11 protein-coding genes are annotated in these 20505 nt (G+C 27.9%); all 11 read left to right on the plus strand.

All coding sequences use genetic code 11. The features are described 5' to 3' along the window. The first annotated feature begins 3 nt into the window (after nucleotides 1-3). The 11 genes from OW729_RS02715 (at nucleotide 4) to OW729_RS02765 (ending at nucleotide 20486) form a co-directional block, all read left to right on the plus strand. Nucleotides 4-1230 (plus strand): exonuclease SbcCD subunit D, encoded by a 1227-nt coding sequence (locus OW729_RS02715; protein ID WP_268059895.1) that lies wholly within the window; start codon nucleotides 4-6, stop codon nucleotides 1228-1230. Then, entirely contained in the window at nucleotides 1211-4741 is a 3531-nt protein-coding gene (locus tag OW729_RS02720) for an AAA family ATPase (RefSeq protein ID WP_268059896.1), read from the plus strand. Before OW729_RS02715 ends, OW729_RS02720 begins: the two co-directional genes overlap by 20 nt. 242 nt (nucleotides 4742-4983) lie before the next feature. Beyond that, the gene (locus OW729_RS02725; RefSeq protein WP_268059897.1) at nucleotides 4984-6681 is read left to right on the plus strand and encodes a methyl-accepting chemotaxis protein; all 1698 of its coding nucleotides are present in this window, start codon (nucleotides 4984-4986) and stop codon (nucleotides 6679-6681) included. Nucleotides 6682-6866: 185 nt separating this feature from the next. Then, a complete protein-coding gene (locus OW729_RS02730) occupies nucleotides 6867-8213 on the plus strand; it encodes an aspartate aminotransferase family protein (RefSeq protein WP_268059898.1) in 1347 nt (448 codons plus the stop codon). A 68-nt stretch (nucleotides 8214-8281) separates the two neighbouring features. Then, complete coding sequence (locus OW729_RS02735) at nucleotides 8282-10015, plus strand: ABC transporter ATP-binding protein (protein ID WP_268059900.1); 1734 nt, start codon at nucleotides 8282-8284, stop codon at nucleotides 10013-10015. A gap of 498 nt (nucleotides 10016-10513) precedes the next feature. Then, the gene (locus tag OW729_RS02740; protein WP_268059901.1) at nucleotides 10514-14746 is read left to right on the plus strand and encodes a 2-hydroxyacyl-CoA dehydratase; all 4233 of its coding nucleotides are present in this window, start codon (nucleotides 10514-10516) and stop codon (nucleotides 14744-14746) included. A 207-nt stretch (nucleotides 14747-14953) separates the two neighbouring features. After that, a complete protein-coding gene (locus tag OW729_RS02745) occupies nucleotides 14954-15931 on the plus strand; it encodes a hypothetical protein (RefSeq protein WP_268059902.1) in 978 nt (325 codons plus the stop codon). A 221-nt stretch (nucleotides 15932-16152) separates the two neighbouring features. Beyond that, nucleotides 16153-16860, plus strand: coding sequence for an RluA family pseudouridine synthase (locus tag OW729_RS02750; RefSeq protein ID WP_268059903.1), 708 nt, complete (start codon nucleotides 16153-16155; stop codon nucleotides 16858-16860). A 150-nt stretch (nucleotides 16861-17010) separates the two neighbouring features. Further along, nucleotides 17011-18387 carry a hypothetical protein gene (locus OW729_RS02755; RefSeq protein ID WP_268059904.1) on the plus strand — a complete coding sequence of 459 codons (1377 nt, stop codon included), beginning with the start codon at nucleotides 17011-17013 and terminating at the stop codon, nucleotides 18385-18387. A 12-nt stretch (nucleotides 18388-18399) separates the two neighbouring features. After that, nucleotides 18400-19098, plus strand: a complete 699-nt coding sequence (locus tag OW729_RS02760) for a response regulator transcription factor (RefSeq protein WP_268059905.1) — start codon at nucleotides 18400-18402, stop codon at nucleotides 19096-19098. Next, entirely contained in the window at nucleotides 19095-20486 is a 1392-nt protein-coding gene (locus OW729_RS02765; RefSeq protein WP_268059906.1) for a sensor histidine kinase, read from the plus strand. The genes OW729_RS02760 and OW729_RS02765 overlap by 4 nt, the downstream gene beginning before the upstream one ends. Nucleotides 20487-20505: the final 19 nt, after the last annotated feature.

A 20505-nucleotide genomic window follows, 5' to 3' on the forward strand; every position in this document is an offset into this window, starting at 1 on the left:
ATTATGAGAATATTACATACTTCAGACTGGCATCTTGGAAAGATGCTAGAAGGGGCAAGCAGAATGGATGAACAAGAAAAATTTTTAGAAGATTTTATAAATATAGTAGAAGAAAAGCAGATAGATATGGTTATAATCTCTGGAGATATATATGATAATAGTAATCCTCCTGCTCGAGCAGAAAAAATGTTTTATACTGCTTTAAAGAAAATATGTAATAAAGGAAAAAGATTAGTTCTTGTAATAGCAGGAAATCACGATAATCCAGAAAGACTTGAAGCAGCTAGTTCGTTAGCTTATGGACAAGGAGTTATAATTTTAGGAAGACCTAAAAGTTGTGCTGAAATAGGAAAATGTGGAGAATACGAAATATTAGATTCAGGAGAAGGATTTATTGAAATTAATATAAATAAAGAGAAAGCAGTAATAATAACATTGCCTTATCCTAGCGAAAAAAGATTAAATGAGATTCTTTCAGAAGGCATTGAAGAAGATGAAAGACAGAAAAATTATTCTGAAAGGATATCTGAATTATTTGAACATCTGTCTAAAAAATATAGAGATGATACTATTAATTTAGCAGTTACTCATCTTTTTGTGCTAGGGGGAGAGGAAACAGATTCAGAAAGACCTATACAATTAGGTGGAAGCTTAGCTGTAAGTGCAACAGCGTTACCGGAAAGAGCTCAATATATTGCACTTGGACATTTACATAAGCCTCAATATATAAAAGCAAGGACAAAATGTGTTTATTCGGGTTCACCACTACAATACAGTAAAAGTGAAATTGGATATACTAAGAGCTGTTATTTAGTAGATGTAAAGGCAGGACAGGAGGCGGTAATAGAAGAGATACATTTGAAAAATTATAAACCTATAGAAGTTTGGAGATGTAAATCGGTAGAAGAAGCAATCAAAAAATGCGAAGAGAACAGTGATAAAAATATCTGGGTTTACTTAGAAATAGAGACTGATAAATATATAAGCCAAGAAGATATAAAAACAATGAAAAGCTTAAAGGATGATATTTTAGAGATAAAACCTTTAATACAAGGAAAAGATGAAGATAGTCAAGATTTTTATAATATAAAAGAGAAGAGTATGAGAGAATTTTTTGAAGAATTTTACATAAAACAAAGAATGGTGAAACCAGATGAAGAAGTAATGGAGTTATTTTTGGACATAGCTGGTGAAGAGGATGGTGAAGAATATGAAGCCCAAGATGCTTAAAATAGAAGGGTTAAATTCTTTTGAAAAAGAGCAGAAAATTGATTTCAATAAGCTTACCGAAAAAGGGTTGTTTGGGATCTTTGGACCAACGGGAAGTGGAAAATCTACTATTTTAGATGCTATAACTATAGCTTTGTATGGAAAAGTAACTAGAACTAATAAAGGGTATATAAATACAGTTACTAAAAATCTAAGTGTAAGTTATGAATTTGAAATTGGAATAGGAAGAGAGAGAAAAATATATATAGCCCAAAGAAATTTAAAAGAAGATAAGCATGGATCTTATAAAACAAAGTATGCTAGACTTATTGAAAAAAATCATTCTCACGATAATGTAATTGCAGAGGGACCTAAAGAAGTTCAAAAAGAAATTGAAAAAATTATAGGATTGACTGCAGATGATTTTACTCGTTCAGTTGTTCTTCCACAGGGAAAGTTTAGTGAATTTCTAAAACTGAGTGGAAAAGAAAAAAGAGATATGTTAGAGAGAATCTTTTCACTTGAAAAATATGGGAAAAATTTAGTGGATAAGGTAAAAAAGTTTAGAAATGAAAAAATAAAAGAAGAAAATATATTGATGGGTGAGCTTAAAAAATATGAGGGATTATCAGAAGAGGTTTTTAAAGAGAAAAATAATCAGCTTGAGAAATTAATTGAAGAAGAAAAAACTTTACGAAGCAAAAAAGATAAACTAGATAAAGACTATGAAAAATACAAGGTTATTTATGAGCTTGAGAAAGAGCTTAGGGAGTATAAAACTATAGAAAATGAACTTAAAATGAAAAGGGAAGAATATCTATTAAAAAAACAAAGGGTAGATAAAGCTAGAAGAGCTCTAATTGTAAAGCCGTTTATAGATGATCTAGATAAAAACAAAATGGACATAAAGGATGCTGAATCTAAATTAAAGGGATTAGAAGAAAAATTAGCTTATGTAGATAAAGAATTAAAAATAACAGAAGAAAAATATAATATTACATTAGAGGAAAAAGAAAAAGAAATTCCACAACTTATAAAAAAAGAAACCAACCTCATACAAGCAGCTGAAATTATTAAGAGAGTTCAAAGTTTTAAGACAGAAAGGGCAATATTACTTAAACAATATAATAGTATAAAGGAAAAAATAAATATTTTTGATAAAGAGTTAAATCTAATAATTAATAACAAGAATACCAAGCTAAAACGTATTGAAAAAATATATAATAAGTTAAAGGAAATAAGAATTGATTTTGATTATAAAGAAGGACTTCAGTTTTGCTTTGAAAAGGAAAAAGAATATAAACAATTAAAAAACAAAACAGAAGAGTTAAATTTTAAAATTAATGTTAAGGACAAAGAAATTATACTAAAGGAAGAGGAATATAAAAGAATTCTAGAAAAGCAAAAGATTCAAAATAATATAGTTTTAGAATTAGAAATTGAAAATAAAAAGCTTGAAGAATTGAATCCAGGAGATACTTCGTTACTTTTAGAAAAATCACAACAAGTAAGTTTTTATGAAAAAGAAATAGAAAAGGTATTAGAAAATAAGGAAAGAAAACAGAATATAGGCAAAAGGTTAAAGGAACTCTATGCGGATAAAAAAACTATAGAAGACAATCTAAATATTATAAGAAGCAACTTAAAAAGAAGAGAAGAAGAATTAAATATTATAGATGAAGAAATAGAGAAAATAAATAAAAAAAATTTAGCTAATATTCTTGCAGTAGATTTAAAAGAAGGAATACCTTGTCCAGTTTGCGGTTCTACTCACCATGTTATTTCTATAGAGAAAATAGATAGAAACATATTAGAAGAAAAGCAAGAACAGAAAACTCATTTAGAAGTACTTTTAAAGAATGTTAGAGAAAGCTTAAATAATTTTTCTATTAAGTTAATAGCTATAGAAAAAGAAGAAGAAAATTTAAAAGTAGAATTAAAAGGAATAGAAAAAATATTAAAAGATGTTGATTTAAACAATTTAAAGGACAAAAAAGAAGTTCTACAAAGAAGTGTTCTGGTTTTTAAGGAGAAATCAAATGAATACAATAAACAAAAAGAGAAATTATATAATCAAATAAAAATGCAAAATGAAGAAAAAGTTAACATAGATATGTTAGAAGCTAGATTTGGTGAAGGACTTAAAAATGAAAAAAATATTTTGAGAGATTTAAAGGAGGAGTTATTTAGTCAAAATAAAGAGTTAAAAAATATTTCTATGGAATATTTTGAATTAAAAAATAAGTTAAGTATAGAAGATATAAATTCTGAAATTGAAAAAGTAAAAAATATGGAAAAAGAAAGCAGAAATCTTCAAAATGAGGAGAAAGAATTAAGAAAAGATATTGATAATATAGACAAAACTATAGAGGAACTGAATGAAAAACTCAAAGGTCTAAATATAGAGTTATCAAAGATACTTCAAAGTGGAAAGGAAAAAGCATCTATTATAAAAAGTAATGAGGAAGAGATTGAAAAGCTAACAGAGGGTAAAAGTCCTGAAGAAGATATAAAAGTAGTTAAACAGAAAATTAATAGTATTAATGAAGAATACAATATTTTTAGGGCAAAGGTAGATAAGTATAGAAGTGAGAGGCAGGAAATATGGAATGCGAAGTTAAGTGTAAGTCAAACAGTTATAATGCTAATTAATTTGCAAAAAGAAAATATAGAAAAGCTTCAGGGAATATTGAAGCAGAATAATTTTAATAATGAAATAGAAGCAATGAAATTTTTACTAGAAGAAGAAGCTATGCTAGAACTAGAATTAGAAATAGATACATATGAAGAGCAATTAAAAAATGTAAATAATAATATTTGCAGAATAGATAAAAAGTTGGATGGAGAGCATATTGAAGAAGATAGATGGGAAGAAATTAAAAAAGAAAGAATTGAAAATGAAGAAGTGCTAAGTTCTAAAATAAAAGAAATAGCTGGAATTCAAAAAATAATAGAAGATATGGAAAAAGACTTAAATGATTTAAAAGAACTTAGAAATAAAGAAAAGGATATAAATCATAGATTAAGTATTTTAAATGATATAGGGAAACTAATTGAGGGAAATAAATTTGTAGAGTTTGTATCTATGAATCAACTTAAATATATTGCAAGAGAAGCCTCAAGGAGATTAAAGAATATAACAAGAGATAGATATGCTATTGAAATAGATAGTGAAGGCAATTTTACGATAAGAGATGATTTTAATGGTGGAGAGATAAGAGAGACAAGTACTTTATCAGGAGGAGAAACATTTTTAACCTCATTATCATTAGCTTTAGCTCTTTCATCACAAGTTCAATTAAAGGGAAGTGCACCATTGGAATTTTTCTTTTTAGATGAAGGGTTTGGGACTTTGGACTCAGATTTACTAGATACAGTTATGAATTCTTTAGAAAAACTTCATAGTGATAAGTTATCTGTAGGTATAATTAGTCATGTGGAAGAGCTTAAAAATAGAGTTCCTATTAAGATTATAGTTACTCCTGCAAAACAAGGAGATGGTGGAAGTAAAGTCAAATTAGAATATAGCTAAGTTATAAAATAATCCTAAATGGAAATTTTTTCGTTTGGGGTTATTTTATTTTGTAAAATTATATATAAAAATGAATATATTAATAAAAATGTATAAAATATTAAAAATGACGAAAAATGTAGAATATTGACTAAATTTGAATGGTGATATAAAATTAGGGTATGATTTCAGAAACTATGATTAAACATATTAGGTTAATTATTTTATGATTGTATGTTTGAAGTTAAAAGGGGGAAAATGCTATGTTTAAGAAATTTAAGAATGTGAGAATAGTAACAAATATAATAATAATAGTAATAATAGCAGGTATACTAAGTTCATTAATAGCAGCAATTGGCTTTAGAGAGATGGGAAAAATTAAAGATAATATGATGACAATGTATGAAAATAAATTAGTACCCATTACAGATTCAACTTCAATTAGAGCAGATTTTTTAAATATAAGAGTGCTAATTAATGAGGCATTAAAAAATTATAATAGTACTCATGATACAGGAATAAGTGATTATGATGCGAGAATAGCTAAAAGATTGCAAAATTATGAATCGAATGAATTAGATGAAGTTGAAGCAAAAGAAATAGAGAATTTTAAAAATGATTATGCCGAGTATATGAATACATGGAAAAAGGTCAGAGATACACTAATAAAAAGACAAACTATAGAACAGAAGGAATCTGAAAACTTCAAGAATTTAGGAGTTAAAATAGAAGCATCCCTAAAACAATTAAAGGATCATGACTTGGAGGTTGCAAAACAATTAAATGAACAATCGGTCAATTTGTATAATACGGGTATAAGATTGTTTATAATTGTTTTTGCAGTAGGATTAGGAATATTATTATTTATTTCGTATTATATAATTAAAGCTATAAAAAGAGAAACAAAACAAATGACAGAAACGTTGGATATAATTTCTAGCGGTGATTTTACAGTTAACATAGAAGTGGATAGCAGAAATGAGTTTGGTATGATGAAAAAATCTCTTAATAATACAGTAGAAGATATTTCAAAGATTTTATACATGGTTAAAGAAAAATCCGTAAATATGGATGAAGATTCCAGTAAATTATCCAATATATCTGAAGAGATGGCATCTTCATCTGAAAATGTTACAAATGCGATACAAGATGTAGCACAAGGCACAGGAAGTCAAGCAGAAGATTTGGTGGAAATTACCAATATATTAAATGATTTTAGTGTAGAATTACATAATGTAGCAGAAGCAATAGCAGAAGTTGATTTAAAGTCTAAACAAATTCAGGGTATAGCAGATGAAAGCAATAATAATATGAAAAAACTTATGAATTCTATAAAGCAGTCAGCACAATCATTTGATTCTTTTGTTTCTAGAATTTTAAACTTTGGACAAAATGTAGACAAAATAGATGAAATAACGAATGTAATAAATGGGATTGCGGATCAAACAAATTTATTAGCATTAAATGCAGCTATTGAAGCAGCCAGAGCTGGTGAAGCGGGAAAAGGGTTTGCTGTAGTTGCTGATGAAATTAGAAAGCTTGCAGAACAATCTAAAGCATCTTCTCAAAATATAAATTTATTGATTAACACTATATCAAGTGATACAAGCATAATTATAAAAACCACTGAAGTAATGGATGAAGAGTTAAGTAATCAAGATACTATTGTAAATACTGCAATAGGTTCATTTAACGATATAATTAGCCAATTGGAAAATATAAATCCTAAAATTGAACAAGCTAATAATTTATTTATAAATACAGGTAAAAATAATAGAACTATTTTAGAGAAGATAGAAAATACTTCTGCAATTGCAGAAGAGGTTTCGGCATCGGCAGAAGAAATAGCAGCGTCATCAGAAGAGATGAACGCATCTACAGAGGAGGTTGCGTCTACTGCACAATCTTTAAGAGATATTACAAGAGAAATGTTAGATGTGGTAAATGTGTTTAAGTTGTAATTTGTAAAAGTTAAAGCTATTTAGATATGATATTTTTAATGTCTAAATAGCTTTTTTAGTTATAGTGTTACCATAAAATTAATAAACTTTTTTTAGCATAGTCACTTAATTTTATAATAAGAATTAAATTTTTTTTATATCAAATACTAATGAAAAATAAGGTAGTATTAAAGAGGAGTGTATACATGAGATTTATTAGTATTGAAGAAGCAAATGATTTAGATGAAAAAATAATTAATAAGATGTATAAAAAGAATTACAATCCAGGGTTGTATAAATTATTTAAGTTAAGTGATATGAATAAGAATTTTGTAAGAGCTTCTGGCATACATGTTTATGATGATGAAGGAAATGAGTATATAGATTTCTTAAGTGGATTTGGAGCTTTGAATTTAGGGCACAACAATGGAGAAGTAATAGAAACAATACAGAAAGTTAGTTCTAGACCTAATATGCTACAAGTTTCAAAAAATAAATACGCATCTGTGTTAGCAAATAATATAAGTTATTTAACTAAAGGTGAGTTAAAATATTCTATTTTTACTAATAGTGGTACTGAGACAGTTGAAGAAGCTTTAAAACTAGCTCTTTTTTATAAAAAAGGAGGAAATATAGTTTACTTTTCAAAGGCTTATCATGGAAAGACATTAGGCTCACTTTCAACTCTTGGGAATAAGATTAAGCATAAATATAAATCTACCTTACCAAATTTTATAGAAGTACCTTATGGCAATATTGATAAATTTAAGGAAGTAGTAAATAACTATGATATATCTGGTGTTATAATTGAGCCTATTCAAGGTGAAGGAGGAATCATAGTTTCTAAAAATAGTTTTTTAAAAGAGCTTAGAGCTATATGTGATAAAAAAGATATAGTTTTAATTTTTGATGAGATTCAAACCGGACTTGGCAGATGTGGAAGTATGTTTTGCTATGAAAGATTTGGGGTTGTTCCTGATATTATGTGTTTAGCAAAATCTTTAAGTGGTGGGATTATTCCAATCGGATGTGTAGCAGTAGAAGAAATTTTATGGGAAGACACTTATGGCAAAATTAAAAATGCAAGACTTCCAAGCTCAACTTTTGGTGGAAATACGTTTGCTTGTGCAGCCGCTATAAAGACATTAAGCATAATCGAAGATAACAAATTATACAAAAGGGCTGAAGTATTAGGAAATTATACAATAAGTAAGCTTTTAGAACTAAGAAGGAAGCATAAAATTATAAAAGATGTAAGAGGAATGGGGCTTATGATAGGAATAGAAATAGGACAATTCAATCAAATTATTCCTACTAAGATTATAGAAGTAGCTATGGCAAATATAATTTCAAAGCTTATGAACGAATATGGTATAATATCTGGTTTTACAATAAATTGTCCATCTGTTTTAAGGATACAGCCTCCTTTAATTGTAGATAAAGTACAAATAGACTATTTGCTATATGCTTTAGATAGAATTTTCGAAGAAGAAAGTGATATATTTAAATTAGGATTAGATAGTACAAAAAATATATTTAAAAATGTTCTTTGAAAAATTTTGCATATATTTCATAATTGTAATAGAATAATTTGTATATATGTAGGCATGGGGGGATTTTGATGTTGAAAAAATTTATAAGTTACTATAAACCGCATATGAAATTATTTGTATTAGATCTTTTTTGTGCGTTTATGGTAGCTGGGATAGATTTATTTTATCCTATGATATCTAGAGAAATAATTAATGAAATTATACCTAATTATCAGTTACAAAGGCTTTATAGAATAGTTATTATTTTAGGGGTATTATACATAGTTAAATTGTTATGTAATTATGTAGTGGACTATTGGGGACATGTTGTAGGTGTAAGAATGCAGTATGATATGAGAAAAGAACTGTTTGCTCATCTTCAAGAACTTCCGTTTAGCTATTTTGATGACAATAAAACAGGGCATATTATGTCAAGAATAGTAAATGATTTAATGGAAGTTTCAGAATTAGCACATCATGGACCAGAAGATTTATTCATATCTTTAATTATGATTTTAGGATCTTTTTTAGCTCTTTGCACAATAAACTTTAAATTAACGCTTATTGTATTTATATTTGTTCCAGTTATGTTTTGGTTTGCTATAAAAAAGAGAGTTAATATGAATAATGCATTTAAGGATGTTAGAAAAAGAGTTGCTAATGTAAATGCTAAAATTGAAAATAGTATATCTGGAATCCGAGTTGCAAAGTCTTTTACAAATGAAAAATATGAAATGAAAAAATTTGATGAAGGAAATACTGAGTTTAGAGAATCAAGAGAATATGCTTATAAAACAATGGCCGAATTTTTTTCTGGAATCAGATTTTTGATAGATATGCTAAATTTAATAGTTATTTTTGCAGGAGGAATATTTGCCTATAAAAGACTTATAACTGTAGGAGATTTAGTAGCATATTTTTTATATATAGGTTCGTTTATGCAACCTATAAGAAGATTAACTGCTTTTGTAGAACAGTACCAATCAGGAATGACTGGGTTTGAAAGATTCGTAGAAATTATGAGTGTAGAGCCTGAAATAAAGGATAAAGAAGATGCTATTGAATTAAAAGATGTAGAGGGATATATATCTTTTAATAATGTAAGTTTTAATTATGATGACAAAAAATCTATTTTGTCTAGTATAAATTTGGAAGTGGAGAAGGGAAAAACATTGGCTTTTGTTGGACCTTCTGGAGGTGGAAAGACAACATTGTGTCATTTGATTCCTAGATTTTACGAAGTTACAGAAGGAAATATATTTATAGATGGAAAAAATATAAAAGATGTTACATTGAAGTCGCTTAGACAAAATATTGGTATAGTACAGCAAGACATATTTTTATTTGGAGGTACTATAAAAGAGAATATATTATATGGTAATGCAAATGCTTCAGATGAAGAAATTGTACAAGCTGCACAAAATGCAAATATACATGAGTTTATAATGAGTTTACCTTACGGATATGATACTTATGTAGGAGAGAGAGGAATAAAACTGTCTGGTGGTCAAAAACAGAGAATTTCTATAGCTAGAGTTTTTCTTAGAAATCCTCCAATATTAATTTTAGATGAAGCTACATCAGCTTTAGATAATGCTACCGAAATAATAATTCAAAAATCATTGGAAGAGTTATCTAAAAACAGAACTACTATTGTAGTAGCTCATAGGCTTTCAACTATAAAAAATGCAGATGAAATAATAGTTTTAACAAACAATGGTATACAGGAAAAAGGTAATCATGAAAATCTTATAGAAAAAGATGGAATATATTCTAAACTTTATAAAGCACAATTTAAAGGATATATTCCTGACGAAGCATAATTAACATTTAAATGTGGTAAAAAAAATTCCATAATACTTGAGAATATACAATGTAAAAAAATAATCATAAACTTCTTACATAATGGCTTGAACCCTTATGTTAAAGGGGTTTGTGATTTTTTTATTTAATTTCAAATTAGGTATTGCTCTTTTTGTCAAAAAGGGATATTATACTGTTACTATGATACAAACAAAAAAATTGGTTTATTATTAATATATGTAATTCAAACAATATCTAATAAATTTAATTAAAAATTCAAATACATACCATCGTATGTTCTTGTGAGAAATGTAAGAAGATGATTTTAGAAACCATGGGGGAAGTGGTGAATATTACCTGTAAATTCTAAATAGGAAAAATTTAATATTATGTAGAAATTTATTGAATTTTACGTATTTGAATATTCACTAAGGGGATAGCCTCTTAGTTTTTTTAGTGGAACTACTGTTGATAACTCATATATAGTTTAAATAATAAAAAACGCAGGAGGAGAAAAAATGAAAAAGGTTTTAAATGTTGGACTTGATGTAGGTTCAACAACTGTAAAAATGGTTGTATTAGATGAATATACTAATGTCATTTATAAAAAGTATTTAAGACATTTTTCAGACATAAAAAATACAGTTGTTTCTATGTTAGAAGATGCAAAATTAACATTACAAAAAAATTTATTAACAGTAATGGTTACTGGATCAGGTGGCTTTAATATATCGCAAAAATTAGACGTGCCTTTTATTCAAGAAGTAATCGCATGTACTAGTGCAATTGAAAATATGATTCCAGAAACAGATGCGGCTATAGAACTTGGTGGTGAAGATGCTAAAATAACATATTTGGGAAAATCTATTGAACAAAGAATGAATGGTACATGTGCTGGTGGTACTGGAGCGTTTATAGATCAAATGGCTTCATTGTTGCAAACGGATGCTTTAGGATTAAATGAATTAGCTAAAAAACATAGAAATATTTATCCCATTGCTTCAAGGTGTGGTGTATTTGCTAAAACAGATATACAACCATTATTGAACGAGGGAGCTGCAAAAGAGGATGTAGCTGCATCAGTTTTTCAAGCTGTTGTAAATCAAACAATAAGTGGACTTGCACAAGGCAGACCCATAAATGGAAATGTAGCATTTTTAGGAGGACCACTTCATTTTCTATCAGAGCTTAGAAACAGGTTTATAGAAACTCTTAATTTAAATAAGGAAAATGTGGTTTTCCCAGAGGATTCTCAGTTTTTCGTTGCATTAGGAGCCGCTTTAGCATCAAAGGAAGAAGAAGCTTTTTCTTGCGAATGTTTATATGAAAGAGCACCTGGCATATATAAAATGAACAATGAAGAATCTGAAAAATTAGAGCCTCTATTTTCAAGTGATTTAGAGTACGAAAAATTTAAAAAACGCCATTCTAAAAATAAAATAAAACGTGTAAATATAGATGAGTATAGTGGGAAGGCTTACTTAGGTATAGATGCAGGTTCTACCACTACTAAGATTGCTCTTATAGATCAAGAAGGAGGATTATTATACTCTTATTATGGAAGTAATATGGGAAGCCCATTAGAATCTACAATACAGGTATTAAGAGAATTATATAAGAGAATAAATGAAAATACAAAGATTGTTAATTCAGCTGTAACAGGGTATGGAGAGCATCTTATTAAAGCTGCTTTGAAAGTTGATATAGGAGAAATTGAGACTGTAGCTCATTATAAAGCTGCTGATTTTTTCCTTCCAGGTGTAGACTTTGTTCTTGATATTGGTGGACAAGATATGAAAAGTTTAAAAATCAATGATGGTGTTATTGAATCTATTATGTTAAATGAAGCATGTTCTTCAGGGTGCGGTTCATTTATAGAAACATTTTCTAAGTCTTTAAATATGAATGTTAAAGACTTTGCTTTAGAAGCAGTGAAATCAAGAAGTCCAGTTGATCTTGGAACTCGTTGTACTGTATTTATGAATTCTAAAGTAAAACAAGCGCAAAAAGAAGGAGCTGATGTAAGTGATATATCAGCGGGAATATCACTTTCTGTTATAAAAAACGCTCTATTTAAGGTTATTAGGCTTAGAGATGTGAAAGAGATGGGTGAAAAAGTTGTTGTTCAAGGTGGTACTTTTTATAATGATTCAGTACTTAGAGCGTTAGAAAAAATAATAGGAAGAGAAGTTATACGTCCAGATATTGCTGGAATAATGGGAGCTTTTGGAGCAGCTTTAATTGCGAAAGATAGATATGTAGAAGAAAATAGTACAAGTCTTATTAAAGAAGAAGATCTTAAAGATTTTAAGACAGAAACATCTATGAGAAGATGTGAGTTTTGTGGAAACAAATGCTTAATAACGGTTAAGCATTTTGCTGATGGAAGAGAATTTATATCTGGAAACAGGTGTGAAAGAGGAGCGGGACTAGAGAAAGTGGAAAATAATATTCCAAATCTTTATGAATATAAGTATAAGAGAGTATTCGGATATAAACCACTTTTAGAAAAAGAGGCTAAAAGAGGTAGTATAGGGATACCTCGAGTGTTAAATATGTATGAGGATTATCCATTTTGGTTTACTTTTTTTAATGAATTAGGCTATAGGGTTATTATTTCAAGCCGCTCTTCTAAAAAAATATATGAAATTGGTATGGAAACTATACCATCTGAATCAGTTTGCTATCCTGCAAAGCTTGTACATGGTCACATTACTGATTTGGTTAATAAAGGAGTTAAAAAAATATTTTATCCATGTATTCCATATAATCAAAAGGAAGATGAAGGGGCAAACAATCATTACAATTGTCCTATAGTTACGTCTTATCCAGAAACTATTAAGGCTAATATGGATATTTTAAAAGAAAATGATATTATATTTTATAAACCTTTTTTACCAATTGATATGCCTAGTAGGATGGGAAAAAGGTTAGTTCAAGAATTGTCTTCAGAAAATATACCTAAAAAAGAAATTTTAGATGCCATGCGAAAAGCTTATATAGAATTAGAAAAGTATAAAGCAGACCTTAGAACTAAAGGGGAAGAAGCAATAAAGTATATAAATGAAAACAATATAAAAGGAATAGTTCTTGCTGGTAGGCCTTATCATGTTGATCCTGAGATTAATCATGGAATGCCTGAAATGATAAAGTCCTTTGGATTTGCAGTGCTTTGTGAAGATTCTATAAGACATCTTGCAAAAGTCGAAAGACCTCTTCGTGTCGTAGATCAATGGGTATATCATTCAAGAATGTATGCTGCTGCAACTTATGTTGCCGAGCAAAAAAACCTTGAACTTATTCAACTTAATTCTTTTGGATGTGGATTAGATGCTGTAACAACTGATCAAGTAAAAGAAATTTTAGAGTCATATGGAAAAATTTACACTGTATTAAAGATAGATGAAATTAATAATTTAGGGGCAGCAAGAATTCGTGTACGTTCTTTGATAGCAGCGATAAAAGAGAGAGATAAAAGAAATTTTCAACCAAGAAAGATGTATCAAAGTACTGAAAGGGTTATATTTACAAAAGAAATGAAAAAAACACACACAATACTTGCGCCACAAATGTCACCTATACATTTTCAGTTTTTAAAGACAGGTTTTGAAAAAGAGGGATATAGAATTGAGATTCTTCCATCTGTAGATAAAGATTCAATTGATGAAGGTTTGAGATATGTTAATAATGATGCATGTTATCCTTCTATTATTGTAATTGGACAAATAATGGAGGCTTTAAAATCTGGGAAATATGATTTAAATAATACTTCTGTCATGATATCTCAGACAGGGGGAGGATGCAGGGCAACAAATTACATTGCTTTTATAAGAAAGGCACTGAAGGATGCAGGGATGGAACAAGTACCTGTTATATCACTAAATGCAGCTGGATTAGAAAAAAACCCAGGTTTTAAAGTTACTTCTTCAATGCTTGAAAATTTAGTGATGTCAGTTGTATATGGAGATCTTTTGATGAGGGTTTTATATAAAGTAAGGCCTTATGAGAAGGTGTCAGGTTCAGCCGATAAATTGTACCATAAATGGGTAGAAAGATGTCACGTCTCATTAAAAAGTGGAAGCAAAAGACAATTTAAAGAAAATATATATAGGATAGTGGAGGATTTTGATAGGTTAGAGATTTATGAAGATTTGATTAAGCCTAAAGTTGGTGTTGTTGGAGAAATTTTAGTTAAATTTCATCCTACTGCAAATAATAATATAGTGGAACTCCTAGAAACAGAGGGAGCAGAAGCAGTAGTTCCTGACTTAATAGATTTCTTTTTATACTCTGCATATGACGATAAAATTAAGTATAGAGATTTGTCAGGAAGTTTTTGGTCAATGCTTACTTCAAATCTTTCAATAAAGGTTATTGAACACTATAGAAAAGATATGAAAAAAGCGCTAGAAAATAGTAAAAGGTTTGAAGCTCCTAAATCAATAGAAGAAATAGCAAAAGGGGCAGAAAGATTTCTATCTCTTGGAAATCAAACAGGAGAAGGATGGTTTTTAACAGGAGAGATGGTTGAACTTATTGAAAGTGGAGTAAATAATATTGTTTGCTTACAGCCATTTGCATGTCTTCCAAATCACATTACTGGAAAAGGTATGATAAAAGAACTGAGACGTGCGTATCCTTTATCCAATATTGCTCCTATAGATTATGATCCTGGAGCTAGTGAAGTAAATCAACTTAATCGTATAAAATTAATGCTGTCTGTAGCAAATAAGAATTTGTTTATGTCTTAAAAAGTAGGTTGAGTTCATCATAATGAACTCAACCTATTTTTTAACTATATGTTATATAAAAAGGTACTAATTCTACAAGAAAATTTTGAAAATTAAGAAAATATTATTTTAAATATAAAATAATTAAATAATGATTAAAAAAACTATACTTATATTGCGTAATATGTTAACATTAAGTGAATAAATTGTTAATAAAGGGAGGATATTATGAAGAAAATTAAAGGGTTTGCTATTATAGCTATTATTTCAAGCGTTATGATGTTGGTTTTATCAGGATGTGGTTCTTCTGATAAAACTAAATTAATAGATGCATTAAATAAGGGCAAAAATGTAAAATATGCAGCATTTGAAAGCAAGATAGATTTTGGAGTAGAAGGCGCTGAAGATGGAAAATATCCAGTTAAAAACATGAGCCTTGAATTAAATGGTAAAACAGCTAAAGAAAGTGACAAAAATCAAAAATTGCAAGCTAATATAAAGGCTAGTGTATCAGGTATAAATGTTGAAACAAAATTTTTCGAAGAAGTTATAAATGAAAATGGTAAGGTTAATGTAAATGCAATGATACAAATACCTGAGTTTTTGAAAGCGCAAATGGGACCGTTATTTAAGGATGTAGAGTATTTGAATATTGATACTAAGAGTTTAGAAGATTTAGAAAAGATGTCTAAACAAGTACAAGCTCCTACGGTTAAAATGGATTCACTAGCTAATAATCCTTATAAATTACAAGAAGAAACTAATAAAGAAATAACAGCTTATCTTGAAAAAGATGGAGATAAAGTTATAGAAAACAAAGGAAAACAAGAAGTATCTATAAACAATGTAAAAGAAACAGTTGAAATGTACAATGTAAAGGTGTCAAAAGAAGAATTAAATAAAATTGTAAGTTTAGCAATGTCAAATGATAAAAATTTAAAAGCTGAAGATGTCAAAAAAGGAGTAGATGAATTTTTAAAACTTTTAGATGAAACTTCAACTTATATGGAAATAGGGTTAAAGGATGGACATATAGTTCACACAAAAATCAACATAGTACTAAAAGAAAAACAAGAAAAAGTTAATTTGGCTGTTACTATGAATATATTTGATATTGATAAAAAAGTTGATATAAAAATTCCAACTAATAAGGAAGTTAAGAGCAAGAATTTACTTGAATTAGTTACTATGATGGCAAATCAATAGTATTTTAATATAGTAAAAAGTTTTAAAATGATAAAAAATATATTTTTTAAGACAAAATTTAAAAATATTGTTTTTTGCATACAAGAATTAAAACAAAATAAAGACAATAAGATGTTGTTATAGTATAATTTTTATAGGTTCCTTAATTAAGGAACCTATTTTGCATAATATATTAAAAGATAAGCTAAATTGATTAATAATTTATTAGTAAAGGTGATTGTATGAATTTAAAAATAATATTTGAAGATAAACATGTTATAATTGTAGAGAAACCACCTAAAGTTCCATCTCAAAGTGATAAAACAGAGGATATTGACATGATAACTATGTTAAAAAACTATCTTAAGGAGAAATGTCCATCAGCAAGAGATCCTTATATAGGACTTGTACATAGACTTGATAGACCTGTTGGAGGATTGATGGTTTTTGCAAAGACAAGGGAAGCAAATAGAGAGTTATCTGATCAGATTAGAGTAAAATTATTTAGAAAAGAGTATTATGCTGTTGTTTGTGGTAAGCCAGAAAAAGATAATGGAGAATTAAAAGACTACTTAAAGAAGTTAAGGACTATTAATATGTCTAAAGTTGTATCAGAAGGAACAAAAGGTGCTAAAGAGGCTATTTTAGAATATGAGGTTTTAGAGAGTATCAAAACTGAGAAATTTGGAATCTTAAGTCTTGTAAGTATCAAGCTTAAAACGGGAAGACATCATCAAATACGCGTTCAATTTGCTAATGCAGAATTACCCTTATGGGGAGATAACAAATATAATAAAGCTTTTGTTAAGATGAAAGAATGGACACAAATTGCTTTGTGGTCAAAGTATATTTCATTTAAACATCCAAAAGATAAGTCTATTTGTAGTTTTGAATTAAAACCAAATAAAGAAATTCCATTTTCTTTATTTAATTTAGAAAAGTCATCATAATGATGGCTTTTTTGATTATATGGTTAAATACTAATTATGTGTTTTAATGAAGTGATCTTATTATTGAATATTTTATTATTTTAACTAATCTGTAATAATACTATTAATTTTAAAAGGTATAATATATTTGTAAAAGAAGGTGAAAAGATTATGAATAAACGTATAAAAGGTATTGGACTAATAGTATTTATTTTTATATTTTTATCAGGGTGTTCTGTTATGAAATCGCCAGTTGAACTTATACAAAAGCCTAAAGTAATATCTAAAAATATAAAGGAAGAATATATACTATCTGAAATTTTGTCAAAAGAAGAAACTTTAACATTATCGTTAAGTCAAAAAGATATGGAATCTATAAGAAGTATTGATTTAGATCAAGATGGAAAAGATGAATTAATTGTTTTATTTAAAGAAAATAAGGACGTTTTTAGAGGTGAAAATAAGTATGGAATAATCATATTAAAACAGCTTAATGGGAAATGGCATGAGATAAATAGAATTTATCAAAAAGCTTATGGAGTGGATTTGGTAGAGTGCAAAGATGTAACTGGAGATAAAAAACCAGATATTATTATTGGATGGAATGGAAAAAAAGAAGATGAGAAGCTCCTAAATGTATATTCATGGAGTAAAGGATATTTTCACTTTTTGTATAAAGATATGTATAAAGAAATAGGAATTGATGATTTGGATAATGATGGTAAAAATGAAGTGGTTTTATTAAAAAAAGTTGCTAAAAGTGATGCTGTTAGTTTAGAAGTTTTTAAATATTTTAATGAAAAAATAAACAATATTGATAAATTTATTATAAAGAATAAAAATTATTATAATACAATGAAGATAGGAAATGTAATTAATAATAAGAAGGGGATATTTATAGATTTTGATATGGGAACACTTTTATCTTATACAGATTTATTAGTTCTTCAAAATAATAAACTTGTTGATATTTTTAAAAATGAATCATTAGATAAGCCTAAAACCTTAAAAAGAGATTTTATTAAATCAAAAGATGTAAATAATGATGGCATAATAGAAATAGGTTTAACAGAAAAACTTTTGTACCCAACTAAGGATGAGAAGACGTATCACCTAATTAATAAGAACAAATTACCAGTAGTTAATGGATGGTATCAATGGAACGGAAAAGAAGGTATTAATTTAGTATTGAGAGAATACTGTAATTATGATTTAGGGTATAAGATTGTTATTCCTGAAAAATGGGGAAATGAATTTACTATTTCTGCATCTTACGAGGAAAATAGTGAGGTTAATAAAGTAGAATTTTTTAGTTTAGATTCAAAGCAAAGGATAGAGAATCACATTTTTTCAATTGAAAATTTAAGTAAAGATGAGTGGGATAAAGAGAAAGATATATTAAAAAACAAAAAATATATAGTTTTAAAAGAGGATGAAAATAATGTAATATTAGGTGTATTTCCAAATATTAAGGTTGAAAACTCTAAGTATTTTATGGATGAAGATAATTTAAGAAAAAGCTTTTACATTATAAAAAAAGGCGATTAGAAGGGGATTAATATGAAAAACAAAATATTAATTTTAGAAGATGAAAAATCTATAAGAAGTTTTATAAAGATTAAGTTAAGAGCTTTAAATTATGAAGTCGTGGAAGCTGAAAATGGTAACGAGGCTTTGAAAAAAGTTGATGGAACATTTGATATAGCTCTTTTAGATGTTATGCTTCCAGATATAGATGGTTTTGAGGTTTGTAGGAGATTGAGAGAAATATACCCTAGAATTGGAATAATAATGATTACTGCTAAAGGACAAGAAGATGACAAGGTTAAAGGGTTAGGATGTGGTGCTGATGATTATATTGTAAAACCATTTAGCCCAAAAGAGTTAGAAGCTAGGATAGAAGCATTATTAAGACGGATTAATATAAATTCAAATAATGAAGTTCATAGTGAAAATAAGATTAATATGGAGCCATTTACATTAGATATGAATAAAAAGAATTTAATGAAAAATGGCCAAGAGATTTCTCTTACTCCAACAGAATATGAGCTTATAAGATTACTCATAAGCAATGTGAATAAAAACATAAGTAGGGATGAGATATTAGATAAAATATGGGGAAGTAGTTATTTTGGGGATGTAAAGATTGTAGATGTGAATGTTAGAAGAATAAGAAGAAAAATTGAAGAGGATCCGTCTAATCCTAAGTATTTAAAGACTGTTTGGGGATATGGATATATGTGGAGTTGTGATAAATGAAAGGAATTAAACAAAGATTATATACACAAAACAGTATTATTATTGTAAGCATAGTTATTATTTTAGAGATTATATTTATTTTTTCAGTAAAAAGCTATTACATAAAAAGTGCAGAATATCAATTAATAAATAAGGCAGAAGTTTCAAGTAATTTTTATAATAAGTATTTAATAAATGAGAATATATATGAGAAAGCCAGATATATGTTAGAAAATGAGTCAAGAGATAGTACTTTTTATATGCAATTTTTTGATTTAAATAGGGAAATGATTATAGATTCCAATGGATTTAAATCTCATGATGATATAAAGGAAAAAGATATTTTAGCTGCCTTAAATGGGCAAACAGAAACCATAAGGAGTAATGATAAATTTACAAAAGAAAGTATTATGTCTGTATCTGTTCCAGTATATCATCTCAATGAAATTTCAGGAGTTTTAAGATATTCTATTTCTATTTCCCAAATAGAAAAAACGATTTCAAACATTATTATTGGAGCACTTTTAATAGGAGGAGTTGTTATAGCAATAACTTTTTCTGTTAGTTCTATTCTAGCTGATAAAATAGTATATCCTATTGAGAATTTAACAAAAGCTGCAGAAACAATGGCATTGGGGGATTTTTCAAAAAGAATAAAAAAGGCAAATAATGATGAAATAGGAAAATTGTCTGATACGCTAAATTATATGGCAGAGGAAATTCAAAAGAGTAATTCGGTTAAAAATGAATTCATTTCGTCTATTTCCCATGAACTTAGAACACCTTTAACAGCTATAAGAGGATGGAGTGAGATAATAAATTCAGGAGAAATAAAAGATGAAGAAGAAATAAGAGAAGGTTTAGAGATAATATTAAGTGAAACTAAAAGACTAACAGGATTAGTAGAAGAACTTCTTGATTTTTCTAAGCTAGAGATGGGTAAAATTAGCTTAAATTTACAAAATGCTGATATAAATAATATAGTAATAGAAGTTTATAATTATTTTAAAAGTAGATTTAAAAATGAAAATGTAGAATGTGAGTTAAATATAGCGGAAGAAAATTTTTTTACTCAAGTAGATGAAAATAGGTTTAAACAAGTACTTATAAATATAATAGATAATGCTATAAAATTTTCTGAGGAAAATGGAAAAATAACTATAAGTACATTTTTGTACAATGAAAACATAATTATTAAAATTGAAGATTGTGGTATAGGTATAGAAAAAGATGATTTACATAGGGTTACAGAAAAATTTTATAAAGGCGAGTCTAGAAAGTCTGGAAGTGGAATAGGATTGTCTATTTGCAATGAAATAGTAAACCTTCATAGCGGTAAATTAGTAATAGATAGTATAAAAGGAAGAGGTACATCCGTTACTATATGTATTCCAAGAAAATATGAATAATTAAAGGATTAATGGTAAA

This window comes from Clostridium brassicae, assembly GCF_026738875.1.
Lineage (GTDB): Bacteria > Bacillota > Clostridia > Clostridiales > Clostridiaceae > Clostridium_H > Clostridium_H brassicae.